Annotated in this window: 13 protein-coding genes; 5 read left to right on the top strand and 8 right to left on the bottom strand. The window is 63.0% G+C overall.

Annotation, left to right across the window (positions count from 1 at the left end; all coding sequences use genetic code 11):
* Positions 1-566: 566 nt before the first annotated feature.
* Together J6524_RS17455 and J6524_RS17450 are read right to left on the bottom strand one after the other, a co-directional pair.
* A complete protein-coding gene (locus tag J6524_RS17455; RefSeq protein WP_225673213.1) occupies positions 567-1,160 on the bottom strand; it encodes a YdcF family protein in 594 nt (197 codons plus the stop codon).
* A 99-nt stretch (positions 1,161-1,259) separates the two neighbouring features.
* On the bottom strand, positions 1,260-1,865 hold the full coding sequence (locus J6524_RS17450) for a hypothetical protein (RefSeq protein WP_225672685.1): 606 nt from the start codon (positions 1,863-1,865) through the stop codon (positions 1,260-1,262).
* 69 nt (positions 1,866-1,934) lie between these two features.
* Between J6524_RS17450 and J6524_RS17445 the strand changes: the two genes are divergently transcribed.
* A complete protein-coding gene (locus J6524_RS17445; RefSeq protein ID WP_225672683.1) occupies positions 1,935-2,369 on the top strand; it encodes a hypothetical protein in 435 nt (144 codons plus the stop codon).
* A 10-nt stretch (positions 2,370-2,379) separates the two neighbouring features.
* Here J6524_RS17445 and J6524_RS17440 read toward each other — a convergent pair whose 3' ends face one another.
* Positions 2,380-4,782 carry an EAL domain-containing protein gene (locus J6524_RS17440; RefSeq protein ID WP_225672681.1) on the bottom strand — a complete coding sequence of 801 codons (2,403 nt, stop codon included), beginning with the start codon at positions 4,780-4,782 and terminating at the stop codon, positions 2,380-2,382.
* A 222-nt stretch (positions 4,783-5,004) separates the two neighbouring features.
* Positions 5,005-5,511, bottom strand: a complete 507-nt coding sequence (locus J6524_RS17435) for a YciE/YciF ferroxidase family protein (RefSeq protein ID WP_225673211.1) — start codon at positions 5,509-5,511, stop codon at positions 5,005-5,007.
* Between the two features lie 384 nt (positions 5,512-5,895).
* On the opposite strand from J6524_RS17435, the gene J6524_RS17430 reads away from it, so the two are divergent.
* Entirely contained in the window at positions 5,896-6,951 is a 1,056-nt protein-coding gene (locus tag J6524_RS17430; RefSeq protein WP_225672679.1) for a lysylphosphatidylglycerol synthase transmembrane domain-containing protein, read from the top strand.
* A 97-nt stretch (positions 6,952-7,048) separates the two neighbouring features.
* Positions 7,049-9,043, top strand: a complete 1,995-nt coding sequence (locus tag J6524_RS17425) for an SGNH/GDSL hydrolase family protein (protein ID WP_225672677.1) — start codon at positions 7,049-7,051, stop codon at positions 9,041-9,043.
* On the opposite strand, the gene J6524_RS17420 is transcribed toward J6524_RS17425, so the two are convergent.
* Both J6524_RS17420 and J6524_RS17415 read right to left on the bottom strand, forming a co-directional pair.
* On the bottom strand, positions 9,040-9,666 hold the full coding sequence (locus J6524_RS17420) for a DUF2147 domain-containing protein (RefSeq protein ID WP_225672675.1): 627 nt from the start codon (positions 9,664-9,666) through the stop codon (positions 9,040-9,042). The two genes, J6524_RS17425 and J6524_RS17420, sit on opposite strands and share 4 nt — an antisense overlap.
* Positions 9,667-9,790: 124 nt before the next feature.
* Positions 9,791-10,819 (bottom strand): NAD(P)/FAD-dependent oxidoreductase, encoded by a 1,029-nt coding sequence (locus tag J6524_RS17415; RefSeq protein WP_225672673.1) that lies wholly within the window; start codon positions 10,817-10,819, stop codon positions 9,791-9,793.
* A 157-nt stretch (positions 10,820-10,976) separates the two neighbouring features.
* Between J6524_RS17415 and J6524_RS17410 the strand changes: the two genes are divergently transcribed.
* Entirely contained in the window at positions 10,977-11,432 is a 456-nt protein-coding gene (locus J6524_RS17410) for an acyl-CoA thioesterase (RefSeq protein ID WP_225672671.1), read from the top strand.
* A gap of 543 nt (positions 11,433-11,975) precedes the next feature.
* Here the strand turns inward: J6524_RS17410 and J6524_RS17405 are convergent.
* Both J6524_RS17405 and J6524_RS17400 read right to left on the bottom strand, forming a co-directional pair.
* Positions 11,976-12,296 (bottom strand): 2Fe-2S iron-sulfur cluster-binding protein, encoded by a 321-nt coding sequence (locus J6524_RS17405; RefSeq protein WP_225672669.1) that lies wholly within the window; start codon positions 12,294-12,296, stop codon positions 11,976-11,978.
* A 134-nt stretch (positions 12,297-12,430) separates the two neighbouring features.
* Positions 12,431-12,808, bottom strand: coding sequence for an Hpt domain-containing protein (locus J6524_RS17400; RefSeq protein ID WP_225672667.1), 378 nt, complete (start codon positions 12,806-12,808; stop codon positions 12,431-12,433).
* Between the two features lie 386 nt (positions 12,809-13,194).
* Between J6524_RS17400 and J6524_RS17395 the strand changes: the two genes are divergently transcribed.
* Positions 13,195-18,555: an apolipoprotein A-IV repeat region-like domain-containing protein gene (locus J6524_RS17395; RefSeq protein ID WP_225672665.1), complete on the top strand. Its 5,361-nt coding sequence runs from the start codon at positions 13,195-13,197 to the stop codon at positions 18,553-18,555.
* Positions 18,556-18,630 lie beyond the last annotated feature (75 nt).

The following is an 18,630-nucleotide window of genomic DNA, read 5'->3' as shown; positions in this document are numbered from 1 at the left end:
GCATCGTAGCGCGGGCCGCCAGGAGCGGCCGCGCATATGTGGGCTGCCGTGCCTATGTTGATTTCGCCTTCGCCGTCAGACGTCGCTCCAACCGTTGGCGTGCGACACGTCGGAAACGAGCACAGCCACCCCGCGCGCTTCGCGATCTGCAACTTCGTTCTATCGGTAAAGTCGTCTCGATTTCTCTTTGCCACCTGACGGAAACTCGGTTTCGGCGTAGGAGCGGACGCGCTGAGCGCTCGCGTGCTGCCCGTCTCCGCTTAGCTTAACTGGGGTATCCGCTTTAGACCGTCGCGCGCAACCCCTGAAATGACCGATTCTGGCCCTTCTCGGACATTCAGCGTTGTCCGCTTTCTGGTCGCTATGGTCGGCATGGCAGACATTGGACATTTGTGAGTACACGGCATAAAGCGCGATGCGATTTGGATGCATCGTCATCGCGCTCTAGGTCTTTGTTTGAGCATGATCTCTTCAGAAAGCCGCTTTCACACTTTTCCGGATCATGCCTTGGATACTTGTGCTACTTGTTCGCGGCGCGTCGATCATGGGTTAAGCGAACGACGCGCTCACCGCGGCGCTTGCCTGCCATCGGGCCATTCGGCGATAAAGCCCCTCGCCTTGTACGGCTCGATCTTGTCCCATTCCTTGAGTATGCGGCGGCTGAATTCGGCATCGGTGTGCCAAAGGGCCCGTGGCGTCCTGAAGCTGTCGACCGTGACCAGCATCTTCTCAACTTCCGGCCAGTGTCGATGCAGCGTCATCGGATAGCGGCGCGCGGTCCAGGTGTTGCCGAGGCAGATCACGCTGCGGATGTTAGCGAGCCCGATCGCTTCTTCGATGATCGGTAGCGAGAAGATCACGTTCTCGCCGGTATTCATCGCGCGATCCTCTCTCAGGATGATGCCGGCAGGAACGCCGCGCGCGGCCATCGCGCCGGCAATGATCTCGCATTCAGGCAGATCCGATCCTGGCGTCACCCCGCCGCTGACGATCGCCCAACGAAAATATCCCGCGCCCCATAGCCGGGCGGCTTCATCGACACGCGCATCGACATCCTCGCGCGTGCCGAACACGAACAGCAGGTCGGCCGGGCGCAGCGGCGTCTCGATCAGATGCTGCGCATTGATCGCGGCAATCTCGGCCTCTGTCGGCAGTCGCATCGTCGGCGTGGTCACGGCAATTCGTCCATTAGCCACAGAGTGCCGCGTCCTCGCCCACTTCACGAAATCACATTTCGTGTCGCTTGATTGCGACGCCTTCTATGGCAGCAATGTCTCGGGAAGCTCGTCGAACGAATATTTGCGCGGTCGATTGCGCTTGATGAAGCCGCCGATGGTCCAGGCAAACCAGATGGCGATCGCGACCAGAAACAGTGCGCCGGTGAACTCGGAGGTGGCCAGTGCGCGTCCGAGCAATCCGATCATGGCGACGGCCAATAGCGCCAGCATCACAACCGCCGTGGCGTAGCTCACCGTTCCGATGCCGCCGGTCAACGAAGCCTTGCTGCCTGCTTCCTTCATTCGCCGGTGCAACTCGGTGATAAAGGTGCGGTAGCCCTGGTCCTGCGGCGTCATCAGCGAGACGGTCTGCCATGTGGTCGAGACGATGGCGATCCGGCCGCCGCCGGTCCGTGCGATATCGGCGCGAAAGCGACGGGCTTGCAGTGACATCGGCCGATACGACAGGCGGATCGACGCGATATCGGTATAGGGCCACACGCCGGACCGGCTGCCGATTCGCCACGACAATCCGGCATCCGTCAGCTCGAATTGCTGTGCCGAGGAGATCAGTGACGCCTTGTAAGCGTAGCTGATCGGGCGTGCGCCCTCGCCTTCCGTTGCTTCGTTCGGTAGTGATGTCGGCAATTCAAAATATCCGTGTCGTTCGAAGCCGGCTGCTTGCGCGGTGCGCCGGCTTTACCTTACAAGCGGGCCATGGCCCAGACGACTTATTTTCCACGCCGCCTGATTCTGGCCGGCGCGATTGTTTCCGGAGTGCTGCTGGCGCTCGCCGTGCACATGCTGGGCGCACGTTACGGGCTCGATCTCGGGGGCCTGTGGCGAACAGATACCAGCCAGTTCATGCCCACGGGCGCGGCGATCGCGTGGTGGCTGATCGCGACCGTCGGCTTTTCCGGCGGCTATTTCACCGCCAATCTGATGCATAGCGCGGTGTCCGGCCAGATTCCGCAGCGGATGCGGCAGTTCCTGATCGCGGTCGGCGTGCTGATCCTGGCCGGCGCCGGACAGGCCGCGTCGGCGCCGAGCCCGGTTCCGACCGTATCGGGCGTGCTCGCCGGCCTTGCGGCCCTGTGTCTCGGCGCCGTGATGGCGTTCTGCGGTGCGCATTTCGCGCTGCGCAAGGCTTGAAGCAAAATCCCTAGGCGACGACCTGCGCACGTGCTTTCGTGAGCATCGCTTCCACTTCGGCGGCGGGGCGCGGCGGGCTGAACAGATAACCTTGCGCCTGCGTGCAGCCTTCCCGACGCAAGAGATCAAACTGCGCGTCGGTCTCGACCCCTTCGGCCGTGGTGACGATGCCCAAACTCTTGCCGAGGCCGGTCACGGCGCGCACGATCGCCATCGAATCCTCACGCGTCGCCAGTTCGGTGACGAATGAGCGGTCGATCTTGATCTTGTCGAACGGGAAGCTGCGCAGATAGCTCAGCGACGAATAGCCGGTTCCGAAATCATCGAGTGAAATCCGCACGCCCGAGGCGCGAAGCTCGTGCAGTACTGACAGTGTCGCCTCGCTATTCTGCAGCAATACCGATTCGGTGATCTCGAGCTCGAGCCGGTGCGCCGGCAGACCTGAGGTTCTCAGCGCCTCTTTCACTGTCGGCACCAGATTAGGATTCTTGAACTGCACCGGCGAGAGGTTGACTGCAACGCCGACGTCTTGCGACCAGCAGGCCGCGTCCATACAGGCCTGGCGCAACACCCACTCACCGATCGGCACGATCAGGCCGGTTTCTTCGGCCAGCGGAATGAAATTGGCCGGCGAGATCATGCCGCGCAACGAATGTTTCCACCGCACCAGCGCTTCGAAGCCGACGACGACGTCTTTGGCGATGTCGCGGATCGGCTGGTAATAGACCTCGAACTCTGCGCGCTGAAGCGCAGCGCGCAAGTCGAGTTCCAAAAGCCGCCGGGCCTGCGCCCGGGCGTCCATCCCGGTCTCGAAGAAGCGGTAGGTTCCGCGGCCGTCCTCCTTGGCGCGATAGAGCGCCAGATCGGCCTTCTTGAGAAGTTCGTCGGGGTTCTTGCCGTCCTCCGGCGCCAGCGAAATGCCGATGCTGACGCCGATGATGAGCTGATGACCGGAGATCTCGTAAGGAGCGGAAACCTGCTCGACCACGTGGCTGGCGAGCAAGGCGACCGCGGATGGATCGCAATCGCTACAGAACTGTACGATCGCGAATTCGTCCCCACCAAGCCGCGCCACCGTGTCGTGCTCGGTGATGCATTCGCCGAGACGGCGGGCGACCTCTTTCAAGAGCGCGTCGCCTACCGGATGACCGAGCGAATCGTTGATGTCCTTGAAGTGGTCGAGGTCGAGGCAAAGCACCGCGAGCTGGTCGCTACGTTTGGCGAGCCGCAGCGCTTTTTCGAGCTGCTCGCGGAACAGCGTCCGGTTCGGCAGATTGGTTAGCGCGTCATGGCGCGCCATATGCGAGATCTGTTCCTGGGCCTGTTGCCACTCGGTGATGTCCTCGAAAGTCGCGACCCATCCGCCGCCCTTCATGGGCTGATCGACGACGCGGATCGAACGTCCGTTGCGGCTCAGCGTTCTCGTCACGCTGTCGCCGGCTTTGGCTGCAGCGATCACGCTGGCGACGAACTGATCGGGATCGCCATCCCATCGATCGAGCGCCTTTTGCTGCCGGAGCACGTCGAGCAGCAAACGGCCCTGCAGCGCCATGCCGGTCCGTCCCATCATTTCGGCATAACGTTCGTTGTTCAGCAGGATCCGCCCATCCGCATCGAACATGCAAAGTCCCTGCGACATATTGTCGAGCGCGGTATCGAGCAGAACCTTCTGGCTATGGAGCTCGCCTTTTGCCCGCCGGTCGATCATGGCCGCCAGCAGCGACAGACCGAGGATGGCGAAGGCCGCGACGGCCGTCAGGAACGAAAGCGCGGTCGGTGAAATCGACAGCGCGTCGCTACCGAGGGTCGGGTCGGGAATGAGCGTGACGGCGCCCATCGCCGTGAAATGATGCGAGACGATGGCGACCGTCAGCAGCCCGGTGGCAACCAAAGTATGAACGGGATTGTCGCGGCGCGCGGCGACAAGTAGCGCGATGGCCGCGAACAGGCTGCCGAATATGATCGAGGCAACAACGATGCCCGTCGACCACAGAATGAATGCCGGCAGCTCGAGTGCCGCCATGCCGGTATAGTGCATCGCGGCGACACCGCCGCCGATGACCGCGCCGCCGAGGGCGACCACGGTCCGGCGCGCGCTGGATAGCGCAATGCTAAGGCCTGCGGCGACAATGACTATCGCAAAGACCAACGACAGCAAGGTGACGGGTATGCTGTATCCGGCGCCCGCGCCCGGAGCGTAAGCCAGCATCGCGACGAAATGAGTGGCCCAGATTCCGCAGCCCCCGACAGCCGCGTCGAGGCTGATCCAGATCGCGCGTGTTCGACCGCGCGAGGCCCGGGCACGATGAAACAGGCTGATGGCGACGGCACTGGCGAGCCAGCAGATGGTGCCCGCCAACACGACCAAACGCCAGTCATGTTCAGTGGTGAGGCAAGTCAGGACGCGGTACATTACAGACCCCCATGGCCTGTAACAGCAATCCCATTCGTATATTTGGGGTAACTTCCGCGCCCCAGTTGCGCGGATGATGAACAAATTTTGAACCGCCGCCCGCCAAGCCCGCGTAAGGACCGAATTAACTAAAGCTGCGCATCGCGCGTGGAACCAGCCGCGAACCCGCATGGAAAACGCCGCGCGGTGGGCGCGGCGTTTTGCCTCAACTGTTGAAAAAGCTCAGCTTGCGGCGCGCAGGTTGACCTTACCCTCGGCCAGCGAGGTTAGCTTCTTGTCGACGATCTTTTCTTCATCGAGCGTCTTCTGCAGGATGCTGGCGCAATCGTTGCGACCAAGCTGTCGTGCCCATGCGATCAGGCTGCCATAGCGGGTGATTTCATAATGTTCAGCGGCCTGCGCTGCGTTGATCAGCGCAGCGTCCAGCACATCCTTGTCCTCGATCTCGCCCGCGACATCATCGGCTTCCTCGATGATGCCATCGATCGCCGGGCAATCGACCGCCTTCACTTCGGCGCCGTGCATGCGGAATATCTCTTCGAGTCGTTGCACATGCGTCTTGGTTTCATCGAGATGGCTCAGAAAACCCTGTTTGAGCTGCGTGTCAGTGGCTTTCTCGGCCATCTTCGGCAGTGCTTTCACGAGCTGCTTTTCGGCATAGTAGATATCCTGCAGCTGATGAACGAACAGGTCGTTCATCGTCTTGATGTCCTTGGTGAAGAGTCCCATCGTGGTTATCCTTCGTAGTTGGAACACGCAACGCGCTGGCGTCCTCCTGGCGCGGCGCGCTTTATGTTCGATGTTGATAGGAGCTAACCGGCTCGCGAAAAGGATGTTCCTGAAAGCCTCGGAAACTCCGCGATGGAACGGCGGGAAAATGCGGCAAAAACAGCCCGTGGAACGGACCTCCTTGCGACTCAAAATCGTTAACGCGGCGACATATGTAGGGCGTATGACAAAGGCGACGAACGAAGCCAAAAGGCATGCTTGTCAAGGGCTGCACAAGGGCCCGGTTTTAGCTTATGGGTTTCGCGCACGGTGCCTCTGACCGTCGACTGTCACCTGTTGTGACAGGCCCCATCACTACGTATTGCCGTCCCGCCGGGAGGATGAATGCATCGGTTGCTGACCACGCTCCGGCGTGGCTTCAAGGAGAAGATCGGCTGGAAACGGCTGGGAATTGCAGCGAGTCTCCTGATCATAGCTCTAGCGATCACCCATCTGGTTCGCACCCTCAAAGGGGTCGACACCGGGATCATTCTCGTTGCGCTGACCGAAATCGCCCCGCACCGTATCGCGCTGGCGGCGCTGTGTGTGGTCGGCGCATTTTGCACGCTGACCTTCTATGACTTTTTCGCCTTGCGGACCATCGGCAAGGCGCACGTCCCCTATCGCATCGCCGCGATGTCGAGTTTCACCAGCTACACGATCGGTCACAACATTGGCGCCACCGTCTTTACCGGCGGCGCGATCCGGTTCCGGATCTATTCCGACTACGGCCTGACGGCAATCGATGTCGCCAAGATCTGTTTTCTATCGGGCCTTACCTTCTGGCTCGGCAATCTGTTCGTACTCGGCCTCGGCATGGCCTGGCATCCCGAAGCTGCGTCAGCGATGGACCTGTTGCCGCCCGCCATGAATCGCTTGATTGCGCTTGGCTGCCTTGCCGGCATCGGCATCTATTTCATCTGGCTGCTCACGGGCGAGGGCCGCCGCGAGCTTGGGCAGAACGGCTGGAAGGTCGTGTTGCCCTCCGCGCGATTGACGCTGCTGCAGGTTCTGATCGGCGTGGTCGATCTCGGCTTCTGCGCGCTGGCGATGTACCTGTTGATGCCGATGACGCCGCACATCGATTTTATTTCGCTGGCGGTCGTCTTCATCCTTGCAACACTGCTCGGCTTCGCCAGTCATGCGCCCGGCAGTATCGGCGTGTTCGACGCCGCGATGCTGGTAGCACTGCCGCAGTTCGGCAAGGAACAGCTGCTGGCGACGCTGGTGGTATTCCGCATCCTGTACTTCCTGATCCCCTTCGGCATCTCGATTTCCATCATGGGAACGCGCGAAGTCTGGCTCAGCGTGATACAACCGTGGCAGGAACGCCGACGCCTCAGCCAGGCCTGCACGGCCAAAGCCAGGGTGCGGCAACCAATCAAGGGCCGGCAACCCTGAGGCCGGTAACGCCGTCGTTATCTGCGCCGACTGGCCTTTTGAACCGAAGCTGCCTCATTCTCTTATTTCTGCCTTACCGCTAACGTCAAACGGCGCCATGGCTGGAATTCTCCTACGTTCGACGATGCCGGCCGCGCTGATTGCCGGCGCGCTGCTCGGCATGTTCACATCCGCTGCGGAAGCCCAGACGGCCCGCGGCTACGGGCCACTGCAGATTTCCTGGGAGGTACGCAATCGCTTCCGCCTGTTCCGCGAGGAGCGGGATTTCCTGCTGCACGCCGAGACCGGACGCGGACGCAGCGTGCTGGCTTCCGAGCAGCTATTGGCGATCCAGAGCGATGGCCGCGGCTGGGCGCGCAATACGGTCAACCGGCTCTGTATCGATCTCGCCGGCCGCGTCAGCGAGCCCTGTACGCGCGACAACGTCAAGGAAAGCTACCTGACGCCGATTGATCATCCGGTCGTGCTTCGCCTGACCGGGCCCGTGCCGGTCGGCGCGACCTGTGCGTGGACCGTCGACGACGGCGACGGCCCACAAACGTCTACCTTCGACTGCGCCGAACCGGTCAACCTCAGGGTCCGCTACGGCCGCACCACAGTGGTGACCGCCGATGTGTCCAGCTCGGAAGGAAGTCAGCGTGTCTTCACCGAGGTCGCGGTACGCGACATCTTCATCGCGGGCCTCGGCGACAGCATCGCATCCGGCGAGGGAAATCCGGACCGCCCGATTGCGCTCGCCGATGAAGGTTTTTGCTTCCGCTCCTATCTCGGAACGGCGGCGGCGCAATATTACCGACCGAGCCGCGCCGGCTATAAAGGCGGACGAGCCTGCGAGGCACCCGATTCCCTCGCTGTCTGGCAACGGCACAGCGCGCTCTGGTTCAACCCGGCCTGTCATCGGTCGCTCTACAGCTATCAGACTCGTACCGCGCTGGCGCTTGCCATCCGATACCCGCACATCGCTGTGACCTATCTGCCGCTGGCCTGCACCGGCGCCACGATTGCCGACGGCCTGCTCGGCTCGCAGCGCGCCCGCGATTGTCTGCCGTCGAAATCAGGCAGCGCGTCGTGCCAAGGCACCGTCAACGGGCAACTGGCTGAACTGCGCGAAGCCGTTACTGCGGCCAAACGCCGTCAGTCGGATCGCCAGCTCGACCTGGTGCTGCTGTCGATCGGCGCCAACGACATCTATTTTTCAGGCCTCGTCGCCGATGTTATCGTGGATACGGCGACCGAACGCGCGCTGTTTCGGCGCAGCGGCGTGATGGCCTCGGTGGATGACGCACGCAGCGCGATGACACGGGACCTGCCGCAGGGCTTTGCCAAATTGCGCGAGGCCCTCAAACCCCTTGTCGGCGGCGACCTGTCACGGGTCGTCTACACCGCCTATGCCAATCCGACGCTGTCAAATGGCGGCGCACCCTGTCCCGGCGGACGCGCTGGCTTCGACATTCATCCCTCCTTCAATGCGCAACCGCAGCGGCTCGCCGCCGTATCCAGTTTTGTCGAAAACGAGTTCCTGCCGCAGTTGAGGGCGCTGGCGCTGTGCGAGGGCGGCATCCTGTGCCGCAATCCGCGCGCCGACCGCATGACCTTTGTCGACAGCCATCAGGCCAGCTTCGCCAGCCACGGCTTCTGCGCGCGTGCCGAAAGCGATCCCGAATTCGATCGGCAGTGCTTCTCGGCCACCGGCGACAGCTTCGATTCCGATATCGTCACCGCCGCCAGCCAGCCGATGCTGTGCGGCCGCAGCGCCGGCGAGTATCGCGCCTATCTGCCGCGCGCGCGCTGGATCCGCGATGCCAATGACAGCTACTTCGCCGCGATGACCTATCCGCAAGGCCTGCCGGCATCGCAGCAGCCGTCGGATATTCATGATGCGACCTGGGGAGTGTTGTCGGCGGTCTATGGCGGCGCGGTGCATCCGACCGCCGAGGGCCACGCCGCGATGGCGGATGCCGTCGTGCCGGAGGCCGCCGCCGTGCTGCAGCTCGATGCGGCGGTGCCTGAGGTCACGTCGCAGCCGGTGCCGCCGATACCGGCTGCGCCGGAGGCGCCGCGGCCATCGGGCAGAACCGGCAGATTGTACTAGCGCGCAGGTGCTGGGGCAGCAGGCGCGGGCGCAGCCGGCGCAGGAGCGGTGGTCTTCTTGGGCGCTGCGGGAGCCTTCGCCGTACCCGCGGGTTGCTTCGTGACCGCAGCATGCGCCGGCAGATATTTTGCAATGACGGTAGGATCGACCTGCGCCAGCGCCGTGTCCGGCAGACGCGTCCACACCTCATCCATGCCGAACAGCGAGATGCCGAGATAGCCGCGCATCGTGAGCGTCTGCCCGTCCGGACTGAGCGTCATCTTGGCCTTGTAGATCTTGCCGTCGCGCGGATCGAGCACGTTGCCGTTCTCGTACTTCAATCCCTCGCGCTTCATGTCGCGGATGAAGGAGAGCCCGAGCCACGGCGCGTCCTTTCGATCGTCGGTGCATTTCGAGCAGATCGGATTGGGAGCATCGCCGGGCTGCATAAAGAGCTTGGCGAACACGCCTTCGAAGGTGCCGTTGCGATCGACCACCAAAAACCATCCAACCGGCTTGCCCTTCTCGGTCTTCTCCCACAGTCCGGCCGCCGAAGGCTGCGCCGGCTGCGCGGCGAGTTCCCCGACAAACGCCAGCCCGATCACGATCGGGAGTATCAGTTGAAATACGGTCAGCTTGCGCATCGTCATCACCTGATCAATCCCCTCACTGAATGGCCTCAGACTAAGGCCATTTCGCGGACGGTTCCAGTGACGATCGCCGCGCGCGCTCCGGGAAAGTTCCGCGAACGGCCATTCATTTTCGGGATCAATTGACCCCGAGCTTTTTCTGCAGGCTCGACGACGAGGTGGTGTACTGGAACACCAATCGCTTATCGGGATAGACGTAGCGATGCGCCTTCTGCGCCATCAACGCGCCCTCGTGGAAGCCTGATAGGATCAACTTGAGCTTGCCGGGATAGGTGTTGATGTCGCCGATCGCGAAGATGCCGGGAATGTTGGTCTCAAACGCGGCGGTGTCGACCGGCACCAGATTGTTCTCGAGCGCGACGCCCCAGTTCGCCACCGGGCCAAGCTTCATGGTCAGCCCGAAGAACGGCAGCATCGTATCGCACTCGATCTTCGAGATCGCGTTGTCGTTGCCCTTTATCATTGCCGCGGAGAGCTTACCACCCTCGCCTTCGAGCGCGGTGACCTGACCGATCTTCAAGTCCATCTTCCCTGCAGCGACCAGCGCACGCATCTGCTCGACGCTATGGGGCGCGGCGCGGAATTCGTCACGCCGGTGCAGTAGCGTCACGCGCTTCGCGATCGGATGCAAATTGAGCGTCCAGTCAAGCGCGGAATCGCCGCCGCCGACGATCAGGATGTTCTTGTCGCGGAACTGCTCCATCTTGCGCACGGCATAGAATACTGAGGTCCCTTCATAGGCCTCGATGCCCGGCACCGGCGGCCGCTTCGGCTGGAACGAACCGCCGCCCGCGGAAATCACTACCACCTTGCATTCGAATACCTTGCCGCCATCCGTCGTCACGCGAAACAGCGGATCGCCGATCTTCTCGATCGTCTCCACCATCTCGTTGAGATGGAAGGTCGCATGAAACGGCTTGATCTGTTCGAGCAGCGCGTCGGTAAGGCCTTGGCCAGTAACCAGGGGAATGCCGGGAATGTCGTAGATCGGCTTTTCCGGGTAGAGCTCGGCACACTGGCCGCCGATCTTGTCGAGAATGTCGACCACATGCGCCTTCATGTCGAGCAGGCCCAGTTCGAAGACGGCAAACAGGCCGCACGGTCCCGCGCCAATAATCAGCACATCGGTTTTGATCGCTTCGCTCATGTCAGCTTCTTTTCGGTTGAACCTGGCGGAAGGCCGCACCTGTCTAGCCAACCCGGCGGCATCAGGAAAGCCATAATATGGCGTTCGCGACGGCGGCAACCCCTTGCCGCCGCTCGACAACTGGGCTGTAAGGGAGCGAGATTTTCGGAGATGACCCGTGAACGCCCCCTTGCGTGCCGATGCGACCCCGCGTCTGGAGGATTATCCTTATCGCCTGTCGGACAATGTAAGATTTGCCGACCTCGATCCAAACCACCACGTCAACAACGCCGTCTACGCGACCTATTTCGAAACCGGCCGCGTCACGCTGATGAAGGATCGCAGCTACGGGCTGATGCCGGATGGCTTCGCCTGGATCATGGTTCGCCTCGACATCCATTTCCGCGCCGAATTGCGCTGGCCCGGCACGATCGAATTGGGTCTCGGCGTCATCAAATTCGGCCGCACCTCCGTCACCTTCGATCAGGTAGTGTTCTCCGAAGGCAAATGCGTTGCATCGGCGCAATCGGTATCAGTGCTGCTCGACGAAGCCACGCGCAAGCCGACGCCATTGACGCCGGAGATCCTCGCGAATTTTCAGCGCTGGATTCGCCGCGGAGCCAAGCCGATATGAAGCGCGCAGCGATGTTGGCGGCCCTGATCGTCGGCATCGCGATACAGCCTGCGACGGCCGAGCAAGAACGACAAGTTCTTCGGGCCAGAACTCGCGCGCCGAATGCACGCGGCGTTCACTGACGCCGGTGGCCAGGCCAAGTTTATCGACTTTCCGCCGCATGGCGATGATGGCCACTCTCTGTTTTCGCGTGGATACCGCTCTGGACGCCGGTGGTAGATGATTTCCTGCGCGATCAAAGTCTGGGAGCGCGCGACATCGCCACGATGCCGCCGCCATCGCCGATACCGCCACCGCCGCAACTGCGCGACAAGGGACGCGCAGGATTTGCCGATTATCTTTCCGCGAGCCGCACCGGGCCTTTGCCGTCTCGCCCAGGGATCCTTCGCATATCGCGGTGGACGGCGGTCGGCGCACGAAGCGGCAGAGGCCACCCTCGCCGCTTGCGCGGAATACGCGCCGGATTGCGCACTATATGCGGTCGACGACCATCTGGCCGACACCGCTAACGCCGGATCGCGCTGAAATCATCTTTGTGGAAGTTCAGGCCTGCCGTTCGGGCGTCGACACTACGAGACCATCGAGATCGTCGCTCACTTTGATCTGACAAGACAGGCGCGAGTTTGGCCGCACGTCGAAACCGAAATCCAGCATGTCTTCTTCCATCGGCGTCGGAGAGCCGACCTTCTCGCGCCAGGCGTCATCGACATAGACGTGGCAGGTCGCGCAGGCACAGGCGCCACCACACTCGGCTTCGATGCCAGGAATCGCGTTGCGAATCGCGGCTTCCATCACGGTCGCGCCGTTCTCGACTTCAATGGTTCGTTTTTCGCCCGTGTGGTCGACAAAGTGGATTTTGGCCATGATCGCTCGTGCTGCCGGAATATGAAGGTCCCGGCAGTCCTATAACGGGTCGATCCACCCAGCGCCAGCGGTCGGGACGAAAAGGTGAGGCAGCATTTTACCGGGATTTTGGCCGATCCGGGGCCGCTTCCTGCTCAGGAACGTCGCAGAACCGCCTCGATCGCTTCCCGCGCCTCCGCAACCGCCTCGCCGAGCTGGGCGAGCGCTTCGGACGGATCGGATCCAGCCGCGGTCGCCGCTTCCAGCCCTGCCGCGGCATCGGCGACGGCAAAGGCGCCGATCGCGCGGGCCGAACCCTTGAGCGTGTGCGCCAGTTCGCCTGCATCAGACGGCATTGTCATCAGCGCCTGAACGAGCCTTGCCGATTGGGCCGAGAACATCGTCAACACTTCCTGCTCGATCCCGGCATCGCCGAGCGTCATGCGTTGGAGGTGTTCGAAATCGATCGGCCCGCCGCCGGGCGCCAGCGGTGGTGATGGCATCCATTCAACCTGTTCGAGATGAAGCGGCATGGCTGAGGTCCGGATCGCCCGCCACAGTGATTCTACGGAAGGGCATTTTCCGCCAGCCAATCACGACAGCGGTTAACGGAACGTTCTCGGAATGTGACGCAATTTTGCCTGATTTTAGCCGGCAATCGGCCTGGATCTGCGATTCAGTTCCAGAAATCTGTGTATCTCTAAGAACTTATGAAACAGAGCTGTTAACGATGATTAAGAATGTCTTAATCGCGGCCATTTCATTCGCATCGCTCAACCAATAGGATGTTCGCGGACGTGTGCGGACAAGCGGCCGGCGGGTAGGCTTGCGTCCGCGGGGGGTTACGAATCCAGCTTCGAGCTTGCGGGTTTTTGCGAGAACGGCTGGGCGCGTACAAAGTTAAAAGGGCTCGGCTTACATGGCGAACAATCCGAAGAAGGTCAAAGATCCGACTGAAGTCGCGCTGTCTGCCATTCAGGAGGCGCTGAACATCAGCGATACGACCGCCGACAGCAGCCGAAATTCGATCTCGGGCGAAATTGCCCCGCCGAGCATGCCCTCCGCCGCGCCTGTCTTTCCCGAAACGCCGTTCGACGCGCGTCCGAGCGTAGAGCGTCCCGTGTTCGATTCGATCGAGGAGCCGCGCAGCCCCCGTCGCGCCGCCAATGACGACCGCGAAACCATCGGACAGATTCTGCAGGCGCTGCAGAAGAATCACCCTGCCCGCAGCGTTTACACGCTCGCCACCATCTTCGGCGGCGTCTGGGTCGCCGGCTGCGCGCTGTTAACTGCCGCCTTCCTGCCCTCGCTGCAGGCCGCGATCGGCCAAAGCGGCGGCGTGCTGGTGCTGGCCGGCCTTGCGTCGATGTTCTTTGCGCCGGTGCTGCTTTTCTATTTCCTGGCCAGCCTCGCCTGGCGTGGCCAGGAAATGCGGATGATCGCGCAATCGATGGCGCAGGTCGCGATCCGCTTTTCCGAACCTGAAGGCGCGGCCGCCGATTCCATGGTCACCGTCGGTCAGGCAATCCGCCGCGAAGTCGCCGCGATGGGCGACGGCGTCGAGCGCGCGATCGCGCGCGCGGGCGAGCTGGAAACCCTCGTCGCCAATGAAGTCGCGGCCCTCGAGCGCGCTTATACCGACAACGAAGTGCGCATTCGCGCGCTGCTGCAGGACATCGCACATCAGCGCGACAATCTGGTCGGCCAGGCCGAGCAGGTTCGCAGCGCCATTTCCGGCGTCCAGATCGACCTACGCCACGACATCGCGCTGATCTCGGACGCGATCGCCTCACGCGTGGACGAAGTCGCAAAAAGCATCACCGGTGCGCTGGAAGAGCGCGGCCAGCACATCACGAGCGCGCTGAGCCACGCCGGCGACAACATGATTCTTGCGCTCGGAGAGCGCGGCGGCGACCTGCTCGACCGCCTCGAAGAAGCCAGTGCCGAGACCACGCGCGCCGTTCTCGACGCTTCCGAGCGGCTGACCACCAGCCTCAACTTCAAGACCGGCCACGTCCACGACGAGTTCGTCGATCTCGCCGACCGCGTCCACGAAATGCTGAACGAACGCATCGATCGCATCACGAGCGAGTTCGAGCAGCGCTCCTCGACCATCGTCGACGGCATCTCCGACCGCACCGAGCAGGTCCACGATTCCCTGAAGAATTCCTCCGACTCGCTGCTGCTCGAACTCGAGCTACGCTCGGGCGATCTCGTCAGCAAGATCGACGATGCCGGCAACCGTCTCGCAAGCCGCATCCTCAGCTCCGGCGACAAGGCCAGCGATGCCCTCGACGCGACCGTCAACACGCTGGTCGCCAGGGTGATCAGCCAGACGGAGAACGCGCATGACAGCCTGGCGCTGCAGATGAGCGCGTTCGACGAGCTGGTGAAGAACCAGGGCGCGGAACTTGCGGAAAAGTTCGCCCGCGACAGCGGCACGCTCGGCGCGCTGATCACGCGCCACATCTCCGAGTTCGACCGCACCGTCAAAACCTTCGGCGGCGATATTGTCGAGCGCATGGGCGCGCGGACCCAGGAGATCGCCGACAGCCTGAAGAACTACGTCGACACCTTCGATACCCGTCTGACCTCGAACAGCGGCGAGATCACCGCTTCCCTCGATCAGCGTCTGCTGCAGTTCGAAACCACGCTCGGCAACCGTGTCGAGCATCTCGACGCCTCGCTGGACAGCAAGATCAGGTCGTTCGACGAAACCATCGGCAGTCGCCTGCAATCGCTGGAGACGACGCTCGATACCCGCGCCACGTCCGTGACTGAAACCATCGACAGCCGCCTCAGCACGCTGGCAGGCTCGCTGACGGACGGCGCAGCGCAGGCGATCCAGTCGATCGACCAGCGGCTCACCCTCCTCACCTCTTCGCTGACCGAAGGCACCGCGCAGGCGATTGCAGCTGTCGACCATCGTATTGCCAACGTCACCGAAACCATCGACGGACGCACCGCTTACCTGACCGATACCATCCAGGCGCGGTTCCAGGAGATCCATCAGGGAATTGAGACGCGGGTCGGCGACATCGCCAGCGGCATCGAGACGCGGGTCGGTGATCTCGCGAGCGGGCTCGAGACCCGGGTCGGCAATCTCACCAGCGGCATCGAGACCCGGGTCGGCGACCTCGCCAACGGCATTGAAACCCGTGTCGGCGCTATCGCGACTGATATCGATACCCGCGTGGCGCAGTTCGAGGATCTGCTCGGTTCGCGCATCGAAGCCGTGGCTGGCCGGATCGAGAGCAGCGGCCGCCAGGCCAGCGAAGACATGATGTCGCGCGCCGAAATGCTGTCCTCCACCATCAGGTCGCATGTCGAGGATGCCGAACGTTCGCTGACCAACCTCGTTGTCAACACCTCCGAGACCATACAGACCGGCGCGCGCACGGCTCAGCAGTCGCTGCTGACAGTTTCCTCCGACGTCGGCGCGCAATTGAAACTGACCTCAGCCGAGGTCGAAGCCGCTCTTGTCGCGGTCGGAACCACCGCAGCCACTGCGGTCCTGACCAGCAGCCGGGACGCCCAGACCACGCTGGTGTCCGCTTCCTCCGAGGCTGCCGCGCAGATCAAGTCGCTCGCGGCCGACGTCGAGCGCACCCTCTCCGCTGCCGGCGACGCCACCGCCGCCTCGGTACTGGCCGGCGCGCGCGAAGCGCAGAACACGCTGGTGACGGCGTCCGCCGACGCCGCCAATCAGGTCAAGTCGCTCGCCTCCGATGTGGAACGTTCGCTGTCGCTCGCCGGCACGGCGACTGCCGAGGCGGTCACGGCGGGCGCCCGCGCTGCGCAGAGCACGCTGGTCGCCGCCTCCACGGAGGCTGCCGAACAGGTCAAGTCTCTCGCGGCGGACGTGCAGCGGTCGCTCTCGCTCGTCGGGACGGCGACTGCCGAGGCGATCACGGCAGGCGCGCGCGAGGCCCAGAACACTCTCATAAACGCGTCCACCGACGCATCGAACCAGGTCAAGTCGCTCACTGCCGACGTGGAGCGGTCGCTCTCGATGGCCGGCAATGCAACCGCCGAGTCGATCACGACGGGCGCGCGCGAAGCGCAGACCACGCTTATTACGGCGTCCAGCGAAGCGGCCAACCACGTCAAGTCGCTGGCGATCGACGTCGAACGCACGCTGACCGCGGTTGGCACAGCCACTGCCAGTTCGATCCTTGGCAGCGCGCGCGAGGCCCAGGCATCGTTCGCCGCGACCTCGGCCGAAGCTGCAAACCAGATCAAGGCAATCGCCACCGATTTGGAGCGTTCGCTCGGCGTCGTAACTGCCAGCACGACCGAGACCATCCAAACTACCGCGCAGAATGCGCAGAGCGCACTGATTGCGGCAACGAACGAGGTCAGCTCGAAGTTCAAGTCCACATCCACCGAGATCGAGCGTTCGGTGCTCGCTGCCAGCAGCAATTTCGGCTCGACCATGACCGGCAAGACCGACGAAATCGTCACCTACGTTCAGCAGCAGACGGACCGGTTGGCGCAGATCGTGGACAGCCGCCGCGGTTCGCTGGTCGAAGCGCTCAGCACCAAGGCCAGCCAACTGACGACCGACATCGACCGCGTTACCGCCGACGCGCTGAAATCGATCGAGAGCCGCGGGCAGGCCTTCTCGCAGTCGATGTCGACGCACGGCTCGGAAGTCGCGCGCACGATCACGTCCGCCGGCGACGTCGCTACCGGCGCAGTGGCCAAGTCGCTGAAGGACCTCGAACAGGCGTCGCGCTCGGCCATCGATCAGTCGCGCCAGGTATCGATCGCCGCCGTCACCGAGATGCAGGAGACCAGCAAGATCCTGCGCACCGACACGGTGGCGCTGTTCGAGCGGCTGCGCGAAGGCAACATCCTGCTGCAGGAAGTGCTGACCGGGGCCCACGACAATCTCAACTCGCTGGAACGCGCGCTGGTGACCCGCGTGGCTGACTTCGTCTCCGCCATGAACGACGTCACCGCCCGCAATGGCGTTGCGACGCAGACCCTCGAAGACCAGCTCACCGTCTTCAACACCAAGACCTCGAAGGCGCTGGAAGATCTCGGCTCACTGTCGAGCGAGTTCGAGAAGCACGGCAAGGCGCTGGTTGAAGCGGCCGGCGTGGTCGAACAGGCTAACCGTTCCACCTCGACATCGGTCAGCGAGCGCAAGTCGCAGCTCGAATCGCTGATGACCACCATCGACCTGCGTACCACCGACCTCGACCAGCGCCTGTCACGCTTCACCGGCCTACTCGACGAATCGCTCGCAGCGGCCGAAGAGCGCGCCCGCGATATCGCACGCGTCGTCGCGGAAACCGCAGGCGCCGGATCGGCTGCGATCAGCCGCCAGTTCGAAGCGGTGCGCGCTGCCGCCGAGAACGAGCGACAGCAGACCCTCGATGCGATGAACGACCTGTATCAGCAGAGCACCCAGGAAACGGATGCGATGTTCAAGCAGTCGACCGAGAAGTTCGCTGCGATGGTACAGTCCATGAAGCAGATGGCGGCCGAGATGCATCAAGAGCTCGAGGCGACGCGCAACGAACTGCGCCGCGGCGTGCTCGAAATGCCGCAGGAGGCCGCCGACAACACCGCGCAGATGCGCAAGGTGATCGTCGACCAGATCGAGGCCCTCGCCGAGCTCAACCGGATCGTCGCCCACCACGGCCGCGGGCTCGATGTCGTAACCTCCGGCCGCGCTAATGTGCAGCGTCAGGACGAGCCCGTGATGGCAGCTGCCGCCGCCGGCCGCAACGAGGTGCGCATGCGCGACGCCGGCAGCGCATCGACCCTGCCGCCGCCGGATCTCGGAATGCCGGCGCCGCGGCGCGCCGAAGCGCCGCCGGTCAGCCCGGTAAGCCAGGACGCCGGACGCGACGGATGGCTGTCCGACCTGCTCCACCGCACCGATGCAAGCGCGGGACAGGTGTCCCGTGGCCGGCCGCCGCAGAATGCTGCCAATCCGCTGGAGTCGCTGTCGCTCGACATCGGCCGGCTGATGGATCGCAACCTCGCCGCCGAAATGTGGGATCGCTATCAGCGCGGCGAGAGCAAGGCATTCACCAAGCGCCTCTACACCCCGGCCGGCCAGAAGGCATTCGACGAAGTCTCGCGCAAGTACCGTGCCGACCGCAGCTTCAAGCAGACGGTCGACCGCTATATCGCCGAGTTCGAGCGGCTGCTCGACGAAGTCGCGCGCGAGGATCGCGGACCGCAAGCGCTGCGCGGTCATCTCACCTCGGAAACCGGGCTTGTCTATACCCTGCTTGCGCACGCGGCGGGTCGGCTAGGGTAAGCAGCGAACAGCGAATCGCAGCGAATGAAAACGGAGGCAGCAACGCCTCCGTTTTTCTTTCCGGCCTGCGAGAAG

Source organism: Bradyrhizobium hereditatis (assembly GCF_020329435.1).
Classification (GTDB): domain Bacteria; phylum Pseudomonadota; class Alphaproteobacteria; order Rhizobiales; family Xanthobacteraceae; genus Bradyrhizobium; species Bradyrhizobium hereditatis.
This window is presented reverse-complemented; position numbering and strand designations above follow the sequence as displayed.

What these genes read in the sequence shown, in the direction of transcription:
- J6524_RS17455 (WP_225673213.1), bottom strand. Translation starts at nt 1,160, where the DNA reads ATGCGACTGCCGACAGAGGCCGAGATTGCCGCGATCAATGCGCAGCAT.
- J6524_RS17445 (WP_225672683.1), top strand. Translation starts at nt 1,935, where the DNA reads ATGGCCCAGACGACTTATTTTCCACGCCGCCTGATTCTGGCCGGCGCG.
- J6524_RS17440 (WP_225672681.1), bottom strand. Translation starts at nt 4,782, where the DNA reads ATGTACCGCGTCCTGACTTGCCTCACCACTGAACATGACTGGCGTTTG.
- J6524_RS17435 (WP_225673211.1), bottom strand. Translation starts at nt 5,511, where the DNA reads ATGGGACTCTTCACCAAGGACATCAAGACGATGAACGACCTGTTCGTT.
- J6524_RS17430 (WP_225672679.1), top strand. Translation starts at nt 5,896, where the DNA reads ATGCATCGGTTGCTGACCACGCTCCGGCGTGGCTTCAAGGAGAAGATC.
- J6524_RS17425 (WP_225672677.1), top strand. Translation starts at nt 7,049, where the DNA reads ATGGCTGGAATTCTCCTACGTTCGACGATGCCGGCCGCGCTGATTGCC.
- J6524_RS17420 (WP_225672675.1), bottom strand. Translation starts at nt 9,666, where the DNA reads ATGCGCAAGCTGACCGTATTTCAACTGATACTCCCGATCGTGATCGGG.
- J6524_RS17415 (WP_225672673.1), bottom strand. Translation starts at nt 10,819, where the DNA reads ATGAGCGAAGCGATCAAAACCGATGTGCTGATTATTGGCGCGGGACCG.
- J6524_RS17405 (WP_225672669.1), bottom strand. Translation starts at nt 12,296, where the DNA reads ATGGCCAAAATCCACTTTGTCGACCACACGGGCGAAAAACGAACCATT.
- J6524_RS17400 (WP_225672667.1), bottom strand. Translation starts at nt 12,808, where the DNA reads ATGCCGCTTCATCTCGAACAGGTTGAATGGATGCCATCACCACCGCTG.
- J6524_RS17395 (WP_225672665.1), top strand. Translation starts at nt 13,195, where the DNA reads ATGGCGAACAATCCGAAGAAGGTCAAAGATCCGACTGAAGTCGCGCTG.